At 36.7% G+C, this 11,326-nt stretch carries 13 protein-coding genes; 10 read left to right on the top strand and 3 right to left on the bottom strand.

The window, feature by feature from the left end; translation table 11 throughout:
- Window positions 1-259 (bottom strand): DUF4257 domain-containing protein (locus tag V7149_RS22835; protein ID WP_335347878.1); only part of this gene is annotated, 259 nt, incomplete at its 3' end.
- 229 nt (window positions 260-488) lie between these two features.
- Window positions 489-1,112, bottom strand: a complete 624-nt coding sequence (lexA, locus tag V7149_RS22830; protein WP_335347879.1) for a transcriptional repressor LexA — start codon at window positions 1,110-1,112, stop codon at window positions 489-491.
- Window positions 1,113-1,267: 155 nt separating this feature from the next.
- On the opposite strand from lexA, the gene yneA reads away from it, so the two are divergent.
- The 8 genes from yneA to V7149_RS22790 all read left to right on the top strand — a co-directional run bounded on the left by yneA (window position 1,268) and on the right by V7149_RS22790 (window position 9,491).
- A complete protein-coding gene (gene yneA / locus V7149_RS22825; protein ID WP_335347877.1) occupies window positions 1,268-1,591 on the top strand; it encodes a cell division suppressor protein YneA in 324 nt (107 codons plus the stop codon).
- 26 nt (window positions 1,592-1,617) lie between these two features.
- Complete coding sequence (locus V7149_RS22820) at window positions 1,618-2,274, top strand: YneB family resolvase-like protein (protein WP_335347876.1); 657 nt, start codon at window positions 1,618-1,620, stop codon at window positions 2,272-2,274.
- Window positions 2,275-2,412: 138 nt separating this feature from the next.
- On the top strand, window positions 2,413-2,646 hold the full coding sequence (locus tag V7149_RS22815; protein ID WP_335347875.1) for a DUF896 domain-containing protein: 234 nt from the start codon (window positions 2,413-2,415) through the stop codon (window positions 2,644-2,646).
- Between the two features lie 181 nt (window positions 2,647-2,827).
- Window positions 2,828-4,828: a transketolase gene (gene tkt / locus V7149_RS22810; protein ID WP_335347874.1), complete on the top strand. Its 2,001-nt coding sequence runs from the start codon at window positions 2,828-2,830 to the stop codon at window positions 4,826-4,828.
- Between the two features lie 183 nt (window positions 4,829-5,011).
- A complete protein-coding gene (sirA, locus tag V7149_RS22805) occupies window positions 5,012-5,449 on the top strand; it encodes a sporulation inhibitor of replication protein SirA (protein WP_335347873.1) in 438 nt (145 codons plus the stop codon).
- A gap of 87 nt (window positions 5,450-5,536) precedes the next feature.
- The gene (locus tag V7149_RS22800) at window positions 5,537-5,749 is read left to right on the top strand and encodes a YneF family protein (protein ID WP_335347872.1); all 213 of its coding nucleotides are present in this window, start codon (window positions 5,537-5,539) and stop codon (window positions 5,747-5,749) included.
- Window positions 5,750-5,947: 198 nt separating this feature from the next.
- Window positions 5,948-7,696, top strand: a complete 1,749-nt coding sequence (locus V7149_RS22795; RefSeq protein ID WP_335347871.1) for an ABC transporter transmembrane domain-containing protein — start codon at window positions 5,948-5,950, stop codon at window positions 7,694-7,696.
- A 1-nt stretch (window position 7,697) separates the two neighbouring features.
- Window positions 7,698-9,491 carry an ABC transporter ATP-binding protein gene (locus tag V7149_RS22790; RefSeq protein WP_438824145.1) on the top strand — a complete coding sequence of 598 codons (1,794 nt, stop codon included), beginning with the start codon at window positions 7,698-7,700 and terminating at the stop codon, window positions 9,489-9,491.
- An 89-nt stretch (window positions 9,492-9,580) separates the two neighbouring features.
- Here the strand turns inward: V7149_RS22790 and V7149_RS22785 are convergent, their stop codons facing one another.
- Window positions 9,581-9,751, bottom strand: coding sequence for an aspartyl-phosphate phosphatase Spo0E family protein (locus V7149_RS22785; protein ID WP_335347869.1), 171 nt, complete (start codon window positions 9,749-9,751; stop codon window positions 9,581-9,583).
- Window positions 9,752-10,027: 276 nt separating this feature from the next.
- Here V7149_RS22785 and V7149_RS22780 point away from each other — a divergent pair, with 276 nt between their 5' ends.
- Together V7149_RS22780 and V7149_RS22775 are read left to right on the top strand one after the other, a co-directional pair.
- A complete protein-coding gene (locus V7149_RS22780) occupies window positions 10,028-10,738 on the top strand; it encodes a cytochrome c biogenesis CcdA family protein (protein ID WP_335347868.1) in 711 nt (236 codons plus the stop codon).
- 243 nt (window positions 10,739-10,981) lie between these two features.
- Window positions 10,982-11,326: response regulator (locus V7149_RS22775; RefSeq protein WP_335347867.1), on the top strand; the 345-nt coding region annotated here is incomplete at its 3' end.

Below are 11,326 nucleotides of genomic sequence, written 5' to 3'. Positions count from 1 at the left end.
ATTCAAGACCTCTAAGCAGAGCGTCTCCGCCTAAACCGGCAATAATCGATAAAGAAACAACTTTAAATGCTGAATCAGGCTCGGAAAAAGTGATTAAACAAGCAGCAGCAAGTCCACCTAAAATTACTTCTTCTAAAAAACCCAAGTAAATGAATTTTTTCGTTTTTCTAGGCTTGATAATTCTTCCTTCTTTTCGAATATGTCCTGCAGCACCGACAAGTCCACCAATCAAAAAAGCGAAGAAAATGTTCAAATACATTTGGACTTCACCTCCTAAAGTCGAGATTTTTTTAGCGACCTTAGGTTGATTCTGGATGTAATATTAGTTTATAAAATTTTCCAAAAAATAGAATGTGTATAAATATTCATTTTTCAGAAAAGTCTGTAGTCAAGAAATCATAGATTTTTAGATAATTATAAGAAATTAACATGATTATGTATTCATATAAAAGAAAAAGCCGGCAAAAAGATGCCCGCTTTCATTCATGCTAATGAATATGCCGATATACACCAATGACTTTGCCTAAAATGGATACATTACGGAGAATAATTGGCTCCATTGTAGAGTTTTCTGGTTGAAGTCTAATATAATCTTTTTCCTTAAAGAATCTCTTAACAGTTGCTTCGTCATCCTCAGTCATCGCAACAATAATATCGCCATTATTGGCAGTTTGCTGCTGCCTTACAATGACATAATCCCCGTCAAGAATTCCTGCCTCTATCATACTTTCACCCATAATTTCGAGCATAAAAACCTGATCAGCATCAGGTGCCAGCCTTTCGGGCAGCGGAAAATACTCCTCAACATTTTCAATAGCTGTAATCGGCTGACCAGCTGTTACTTTTCCTACAATTGGAACATTCACGATCTTATAGTCAGGAGCTTGTACAGTTCCTTCTATGTCTAATATTTCAATAGCACGCGGTTTCGTTGGATCTCTCCGAATTAAGCCTTTGCTTTCTAATCTGGCAAGGTGGCCATGGACAGTAGAGCTAGAGGCTAAACCCACTGCTTCGCCAATTTCTCTAACAGATGGTGGATAACCTTTTTGTCTGACTTCCTCTTTAATAAAATTTAATATATCCTGCTGCCTTTTTGATAATTTCGCCATCATAATCACACCTCTTATGATTTTCTTTCCCTAATTATAGCACCACTTACAATATAGTACAAACATAAGTTCGAATAATTGTTGACACAAAACAAATGTTCGGTTTATAATAAAAATCAATAAGCGAACATATATTCTTAATGAGGTGTGTAAGTATGAAAAAATTGTGGAATCAATATTCGTATGCTATTATTCTATTCGTTTTAAGCTTTTTTACCGCGTTCATCTTAATAAATCAGCTTGGAGAATCCGAAAATATTAATTATATAAAAATTACTGTCAATGATGGCGATACACTATGGCAAATAGCCGAAGACTTTTCAATGAATCATGAATTAACAGCAATAGAATTTATTAGCTGGGTCGAGCGGAATAACGGAATTTCAGGGGAAAGAATCTTTCCAGGAGATGAACTCGTCATTCCTGTATTAAAGGATCATTCATCAAAAGTTCATACCGAGTTAGCAAGTTCCCAATAAAAATTTTTTGTGGAAGGGCATTACACATGAAAGTAATTATTTATTGTAGAGTAAGCACAACGAAAGAAGCACAGGAAACATCATTGGCTAGACAAGAGGAAGAATTAACAGAGCTAGCAATTAAAAATGGCTTCGAAATTGTTCAAGTCATTCGTGAACAGGCTAGCGGCTATGATTTAGATCGCAATGGAATTATTAATCTCCTGTCACTTATTAAAGATAAGGAAATAAAATATGTTCTTATACAGGACGAGACTAGACTTGGCAGAGGCAATGCAAAAATGGCTATCCTACACTGTATATTAAAAGAAGGTGTTTTATTATATAGTGTTACCCACAACGGGGAGCTTCAGCTATCTGAATCAGACTCAATGGTATTAAATATCGTAAGTTTGGTGGAGGAATACCAAAGGAGGATACATAATATAAAAATTAAACGGGGAATGAGGCGTGCTGTCCAAAAAGGATATAGACCTGAGAAAAACCTTACAAATCTCGGCATGCATTCAGGCAGGGATCGTATTGAGGTACCTATTGAAGAAATCGTAAGACTTAGGAAAAATGATTTAACATTCTCAGAAATTGCAGCAACTCTTACTGGACTTGGATATCAAATATCTAAAGCAACAGTACATCGAAGATACCAGGAGTATATCGATTCAAAAGCAGTGATAGAAAAGTAATACGAATAATTCTTATATGTATAGCTGAAACTCTATCAAATTGGGTAGAGTTTTTTCCTAATATGCCTTTCTTGTCAAAATGGCTCTTTTTTAGTAACATGGCAATGGGATTCAATGAAAAAATAAAGGAGCTAAACTATGCTGCCAAAAGATAAACTAAATCGAATTAATGCTCTTGCAAAGAAGGCAAAGGAAGTAGGATTAAATGAAACCGAGGCGAAGGAACAGTCTGCCCTGCGCAAAGAATATTTACAGACCTTTCGCTCATCTATGCTGACTACGCTTAAAGGTGTTACCATTGTTGACCCTAAAGGAAATGATGTAACCCCTGAAAAGCTTAAAAAGGTACAAAACAAAGATCTGTTACATTGATGAGTAAGAAACATGAATTGAAGGATACAGCAAATGTTTCCTTCCTTACATATACATAAGTTTTTAAGGCAAAATAATAAATAATAGAATTTTAAGCATTATTTATACATTTTGTTGTATTAGAAGGGCGCTAACTTTAATATTAGAAGAGTAATAATAATTAGCAGAAGGGATGTATCACATGTTTGATCAAAACGATGCTTTATCCATAAGTTCCATTCGTACTTTATCTATTGATGCAATTGAAAAAGCAAAATCAGGTCACCCTGGTATGCCAATGGGAGCAGCGCCAATGGCATATACACTTTGGACTCAATTTATGAATCATAATCCTAAAAATCCACAATGGTTTAATCGTGACCGTTTTGTTCTATCAGCTGGCCACGGTTCTATGCTTCTATATAGCCTTCTTCATCTTTCGGGATATGATGTATCAATGGAAGATATTAAAAGCTTCAGACAATGGGGAAGCAAAACTCCAGGACATCCTGAGTTTGGTCATACGCCTGGTGTCGATGCAACTACTGGTCCTCTTGGGCAAGGAATAGCTATGTCAGTTGGAATGGCGATGGCTGAGCGCCATTTAGCAGCTGTCTATAACAAAGATCAATTTAATTTAATTGATCATTATACATACAGCATTTGTGGTGACGGGGATCTAATGGAAGGTGTCTCCGCAGAAGCAGCTTCTCTTGCTGGCCACCTTAACCTTGGGAGATTAATAGTGCTTTATGACTCCAATGATATTTCCCTTGATGGTGACTTAAATAAGTCGTTCTCTGAAAGTGTTGAACAAAGATTTAAATCATATGGCTGGCAATACTTAAGAGTAGAAGATGGGAACGATCTGACTGAAATCGCAAATGCGATTGAAGAAGCGAAACTAGATGTTAATCATCCAACGCTTATTGAAGTAAAAACAGTCATCGGATATGGATCACCAAATAAATCAGGAAAATCTGATGTTCATGGAGCTCCTCTTGGTGCAGATGAATTAAAGTTAACGAAAGAATCTTATAAGTGGACTTTTGAAGAAGACTTCTATGTTCCTGAAGAAGTGTATGAGCATTTCAGAAAGCTTGTCGCAGTACAAGGAGAAAAGAAGGAGCAAGAATGGAATGACCTATTCGCTCAATACAGAAGTGAGTTTTCCGAGCTTGCAAGTCAGCTCGAGCAAGCTATTAACGGCGAGCTTAAGCAGGGCTGGGCAAATGATATACCTGCTTATGAAGAAGGAAAAAGCATTGCGAGCCGTGCGTCATCTGGAGAGGCATTGAATGGCATTGCCAAAAACCTACCATCCTTTATCGGAGGATCTGCTGACCTTGCAGGTTCAAATAAGACAATGATTAAAGGAACTGCAGACTTTACTCCAAAAACCTTTGATGGAAAAAACATTTGGTTTGGAGTTCGTGAATTTGCAATGGGAGCTGCTTTAAATGGAATGGCTTTACATGGAGGATTAAAAGTATTTGGAGGTACCTTCTTTGTTTTCTCTGACTACTTGCGTCCGGCTATTCGTCTAGCTGCATTAATGAAGCTGCCTGTTACGTATGTGTTTACACATGACAGTATTGCTGTTGGTGAAGATGGACCAACACATGAGCCTATTGAACAAATAGCTGCTTTGCGTGCAATGCCAAATCTATCTGTTATTCGTCCTGCTGATGGAAATGAAACAGCAGCTGCTTGGAAATTAGCGGTTGAATCGTCAGATAAGCCAACAGCCCTTGTATTAACGCGACAAGATCTGCCAACATTAAAAGGTACAAAAGAAGCAGCATATGATGGCGTTTCAAAAGGGGCATATGTTGTATCACCTGCTAGTAAAGAAAAAGCTGATGCATTATTAATTGCTTCCGGATCAGAGGTAAGCTTAGCTGTGGAAGCGCAGCAAGCTTTAGAAGCTGATGGTATTTCAGCAGCGGTTATCAGTATGCCTTCATGGGATCGTTTTGAAGCTCAATCTAAGGAATACAAGGAAAGTGTAATTCCTAAAGATGTGAAGAAAAGATTAGCGATTGAAATGGGTGCTTCTCTTGGCTGGCATCGCTATGCTGGAGATGAAGGAGATGTGCTTTGCATTGATCAATTTGGTGCATCTGCTCCTGGCGAAAAAATCATCGAGGAATATGGTTTCACAGTTGCTAATGTTGTGGCACGTGTTAAATCACTATACTAGAATTATTACGAAAGAGAAGAGTGCTAAAGGCTCTTCTCTTTTTGTCATTGATAGCTATTATTTTCTAAAAACTCTTTGTTTCGACAAAATTAGCGAATGTTTTTGACGGTTTAAGACACAATGTTCAAATTTACATAAGTATAATGAGAGGAAAGGGGGTTTGTCCCGGAAGGAGAGGTTTGGATGAGATCCTATCAGTTATATTTAATTGAAGATGAATTTGCCTCCCACTATTTTGGTAGGGAGAGAATGTTTTTTCAGTTATTTCAAGAATTCGAGCACTCGGCTGGTACTATGGAATCCATACTAGCTAGACAAATTCAATTTATAACAAAGCCGATACCGGGATTGAAACTTCATCAATATATTAACCAGCAGATGTATCGCAATAAAGATTTTTTGACACATAAAGGGTTATATTATATAGAAATGGGAAAAAGAAGCAGCGCTAAACTAGAGATTAAGGACCGATGTTTAGTATTAGAAGCGAGTGGAAATTATGATGCGGAGACGATCTTTTTTGAGGTGCTTAGAAAAAGCGAGTCGTCTTTTCTGGCAATTGATATCGAACATCATCGTTACGGTTGGCTAAAACCAATTAAGGAAAGAAAATTAGTTTAAAATATGATAAAATCATAAAGCAAATATTGTATAATAGCCTTTGGTTTAGTACACTGTATGTTAGACAACACGAAGGAGGAAATTTGAATGTGGACTTATATTCTAGTTGGTATCCTGGCACTTCTTGCTGGTTTAGCACTAGGATTTTTCATTGCTCGAAAATATATGATGAGCTATTTAAAGAAAAATCCGCCAATCAATGAACAAATGTTAAAAATGATGATGATGCAGATGGGTCAAAAACCATCGCAAAAGAAAATTAATCAAATGATGAACGCCATGAATAAGCAAACAAAATAATGGTGGACGGGCACTCAGTAATGGGTGCTTTTTTATGTATTAAAATTCACATTATATAAATCTTCCTATTTTTTGTAATATTTGATACACTATTTAAGCTAAAGATTATGATCAAAAGGCAACTATTACCTTTCATTGGATGTCTTTTGAAAGGTACAGACTTAGATGCAGTTTTTTCAATCCTGGAGGACTTAAGAGATGAGAGTGTTCTTAGATTTAATGTGGTTTTTTAAACAAGAGAAAAAAGCTTATTTAATAGGTATCCTAATGTTGTTGCTTGTAGCTTTGCTGCAGCTTGTTCCTCCTAAAGTGATAGGTATTTTTGTTGATCATATTAAGGATCAAACTTTAACCTGGAACAACCTTTTTCAATTATTGGGTGCATTAGTTGGAGCTGCTATGCTCATGTATATTTTACGATATTATTGGCGAATCATGATTTTTGGCTCAGCTGTTAAACTATCGAAAATATTAAGGAATAAACTCTATCATCATTTCACAAATATGTCCCAATCCTTCTATCAAAAGAAGCGGGTTGGTGATTTGATGGCACACGCAACAAATGATCTTCAAGCTATTCAGCAAACGGCCGGAGCTGGTGTATTGACGCTTGTGGATTCATTAGCCACTGGCGGATTTGTTATTATTGCCATGGCCGCAACAATTAGTTGGAAACTTACTTTAATCAGCTTAATTCCGATGCCCCTCATGGCCATTTTAACGAGTTGGTACGGAACAATGCTTCATAAGCGCTTTCATAAGGCACAGGAGGCATTTTCAGCTTTAAATGATAAAACACAGGAAAGTGTAACAGGGATTAAGGTGATTAAAACATTTGGTCAAGAGAAAGAGGACATTGAGGATTTTAAGAAGCAATCTGAGGATGTCGTTAAAAAGAACGTCTCTGTTGCTAGAATCGATTCATTATTCGACCCTACCATATCAATTATAGTAGGTATTTCCTTTTTCCTGTCCATTGCCTTTGGTGCAAAATATGTACTTAATGAAGAAATGACAATAGGGGAGCTAGTTTCGTTTACGACTTATTTAGGACTGCTTATCTGGCCAATGCTAGCATTTGGCTGGCTCTTTAATATTGTTGAAAGAGGGCGTGCCTCAAATGATCGCGTTACCTCACTCCTTTCGGAAAAGGTTGATATTTATGATCTTCCTGACGCGCTAGAAACGGTTCCAAGCGGGGATATTGAATTTAACCTTTCTACATTTACATATCCAGAGGATAAAATGCCATTATTGAGGGATATCCATTTTACCTTGAATCGAGGAGAAACGTTAGGGGTTGTAGGTAGAACAGGTGCGGGGAAAACAACTCTGTTAAAATTATTGATTCGTGAATTTGAAGGGTATGATGGTACCATCATGTTTGCTCAAAACCCATTAAATCATTATCAAATTGAAAAGCTAAGAGAAGCAATTGGCTATGTACCACAGGACCATTTTTTATTTTCGGCAACTATTGCTGAAAATATCGCTTTTACAAAGCCACATGCAGATATTGAAGAGATTTATGCAGCTGCAAGGCTAGCAAACATTCATGACGACATTTTACTGTTTTCAGATGGCTACGATACGGTTGTCGGTGAACGTGGAGTATCTCTATCTGGCGGGCAAAAACAGCGCATCTCCATTGCCCGGGCTTTATTAATGCAGCCTGAGGTATTGATATTGGATGATTCATTGTCTGCTGTTGATGCTAAAACGGAGGAAGCCATTTTGTCTGCATTAAGACAAGAACGTGAAGGGAAGACAACGATTATTACTGCACATCGTTTAAGTGCCATTCAGCATGCTAATCTTATAATTGTTCTTGATAATGGAAAAATTGTCCAACGGGGAACTCATGAGCAGTTAATGCATGAGAACGGCTGGTATAAAGAGATGTATTTACAGCAGCAGCTAGAAGAATTGGTTGAGCAGGGAGGTTAGGATGATGAATGAAATTAAGGGAATAGAAGGAAAGGAGCAGAGGAAAATTCTTTTTCGTCTTCTGTCCTATACAAAGCCCCATAAGAAAACGATGGTCCTAGCCTTCAGTTTGCTATTACTGACAACTATTGGTGATGTTCTTGGACCGATATTGATTAAAATTTTCATTGATGACTATTTAAGACCACGGAATTTAGAATTTGAACCTCTATTTGCATTAGGGGCAGCCTTTATTGGGATTCAAATTATGAATGTACTTGTCTCTTATTTTCAATTGCTGAAATTTCAGGAGATCGCCTTAAAGATCATTCAACAGCTTCGTGTAGACGTTTTTACGAAGGTCCAGAAGCTTGGACTAAAGTATTTCGATAAAACACCTGCTGGAAGTATCGTTTCAAGGGTAACCAATGATACAGAAGCAATAAAGGATATGTTTGTGAGTGTGATCGTAACGTTCATTCAAGGGGCATTCCTTTTAGTGGGTATTTTTATTGCCATGTTTATCTTAAATGTTAAACTTGCTCTATTTTGTTTAATAATCCTTCCAATCCTATTCTATATCATGCAGACTTATAGAAAATATAGCTCCATTTTTTATCAGGATATGAGGGAGAGGCTGAGCCAGCTTAATGCGAAATTAAGTGAATCATTGCAAGGCATGTCGATCATTCAAGTTTTCCGCCAAGAAAAACGGCTACGACAGGAATTTGGAAATATTAATGAAAAGCACTATCAAGCAGGGATGAAAAACATTAAAATTGATAGTCTGTTATTACGGCCAGCCATTGATTTAGTTTATGTTTTCGCATTAATCATGATATTAAGCTTTTTTGGCATCACTTCGTTCAATAGCCCAATCGAAATCGGAGTTATTTATGCATTTATCAGCTATTTAGATCGTTTCTTTGAGCCTGTTAATCAAATGATGATGAGACTTTCTATGTACCAGCAGGCTATTGTCGCAGCATCAAGAGTATTTAAGCTTGTTGATGAAACAGAGCTTGCCCCTAAACAGCCGGAGAACGAGAAAAAGCAAATTTTGGATGGGGAAATTGAATTCCGCAATGTAAGCTTTTCTTATGACGGAAAGAGAGACGTTTTGAAGAATATTTCCTTTACAGCTAGACCTGGAGAAACTGTTGCCCTGGTAGGGCACACCGGAAGTGGAAAGAGCTCTATCATTAATCTCATGATGCGTTTCTATGAATTTGAAAGAGGGGAGATCTTGATTGATGGAGAGTCAATCAAATCCTATAGCAAAGAAGAGCTAAGGATTAGAATGGGATTAGTCCTTCAGGATCCGTTCCTTTTTTTCGGTACGATTAATGATAATATACGTCTCCATAACCAAGAACTAAGTGACCAAGAAATCATAGATGCAGCTCAATTTGTGCAAGCACATGCTTTCATTGAAAAATTAGAGAATGGCTATAATCAGCAGGTAGTAGAAAGAGGTTCTACCTTCTCAAGTGGACAAAGACAGCTAATCGCTTTCGCAAGAACGATTGCTGCAAATCCAAAAATACTCGTTTTGGATGAAGCAACCGCGAATATTGATACAGAAACCGAAGAAGCTATTCAGTTTGCTTTAGAAAAAATGCGAAAAGGGAGAACGACAATTGCCATTGCCCATCGTCTGTCAACGATTCAAGATGCTGAGTTAATCCTTGTTCTGCATCAAGGTGAAATTGTCGAGAGAGGAAACCATCAAGAGCTTCTAGCCAAACAAGGTTTATATCATAAAATGTATTTATTGCAAAACAGTTCAGGAGAAAAAGTGGGAGATGTCGTTTAAGACCTTATTTTTATACTGCTAGTAATGGGTAAAAAAAGTTTTACAAAAAAGAAAATCCAGCTCAGGTATGTTTACCTAGGCTGGTTATTTTAATGTGTGGGTATTTTTTTGCTATGATTGCGGTGATACTCATTCAGCAAAAGATCAAGTTCTTGGCTATATCTGATGGCCGTGGATGAAGCTAAGCCATTTTTCATCGCCACTTGTATCAGTTCAATTCTCTTCTGTTCAATTAAATTGAGTAAATCTTTGTTAGACACATCCAGTTATCCTTTCAGATCGTTTTAAGGAGAAACAGCATTTCCAACGAACTTGTTGTTTCTAGAAATGTAAAAACATGATAGATTAAAACAAAATTTGTTAACATATGCTATAGTATAGCGAATTTTGGGAATAAATTCAAAAGAAACCTATGTAATATATATAAAATTTTTTCGTGATAAAAATAGAGACACAAATTGTTCAAATCTAATCATTATCATTTCCCTATAACATTTGTTAGAATGAAGAATGAATCGTTTTGAACAGGAGATGTTATGATGGCTGATTTAAATGTGTTCATTGCGTTAGGAGCTGGATTTTTAAGCTTTATTTCACCATGCTGCTTACCCTTGTATCCAGCTTTTTTATCTTACATAACAGGTATGTCTGTTGGTGAACTTAAAGAAGAAAATGCTATGCTCCAAAGGCGAAGCATGCTGCATACATTGTTTTTCTTAATTGGATTTTCACTTATTTTTATTGCGATTGGTTTTAGTTCTTCATTTCTTGGAACTTTCTTTATGGATTATCAAGATTTGATCAGACAAATTGGAGCCATATTTATCTTCATCTTTGGTTTAATGGTAGTAGGTTTTCTTAAACCGGAGTTTTTAATGAAGGAAAGAAGATTTGAGTTTAAAAACCGTCCTTCTGGCCTGCTAGGGTCAATATTAATAGGAATGGCATTTGCTGCAGGCTGGACTCCATGCACAGGTCCAATACTTGGTGCCGTTTTCTCACTTGCGGTTTCAAATCCTAATTCTGCAATGATTTATATGATAGCTTATATTCTTGGTTTTGCTGTTCCGTTTTTTGTTCTTTCTTTCTTTATCGGGAAGCTTAAGTGGATTAGAAAGAACAGTCTCCTAATTATGAAAGTCGGCGGTTACATTATGATGGTAATGGGTGTTGTCTTGTTTTTTGACTGGATGACAAAAATCATTGCAATACTATCACCTTTATTCGGAGGATTTACTGGCTTTTAACCTTACTGAATTGGAAGTTTATGATTGGCCTGATCGGATATAGAGGGAATAGATTAAATGGGCGAAATTTGTCGGTCTCTTTAAATTGAAATTTCACGCAATTTTAGATATATTTTATAGTATGTTCTTTCTTAGAGCAAGAATAATCTAGCTTATATGAAATCTCATATAGTTCATAAATCCTATTAATTGTAGAAATTAATAGATTAAACTTCCGATGTAGTTGTCGAGGGGGAAACAGCGATGGCAAGAATACTAATTGTTGATGATGCAAAGTTTATGAGGATAACATTATCCACGATCTTAAAAAAAGCGAACCATGAGATTGTTGGCGAAGGTGAAAACGGCAAAGAAGCTGTTCAACTATATGAGGATTTATTGCCAGATTTAGTGACAATGGATATTACAATGCCCGAAATGAGCGGACTTGAAGCAGTGAAGGAAATTAAGAGGCAATATCCAAGTGCAAAAGTTATTATGTGTTCTGCAATGGGGCAACAAAAGATGGTTGTAGAGGCGATCGAATTAGGAGCAAAAGATTTTATTGTAAAGCCGTTTGATGAAGGCCGTGTCCTAGAGGCCGTAAAT

Origin of the sequence: Bacillus sp. JJ1503, assembly GCF_036965125.1 — a bacterium.
Taxonomy (GTDB): Bacteria; Bacillota; Bacilli; order Bacillales; family Cytobacillaceae; genus Cytobacillus.
The sequence above is the reverse complement of the archived record's forward strand: the minus strand, read 5'-3'. Positions and strand labels throughout refer to the sequence as shown.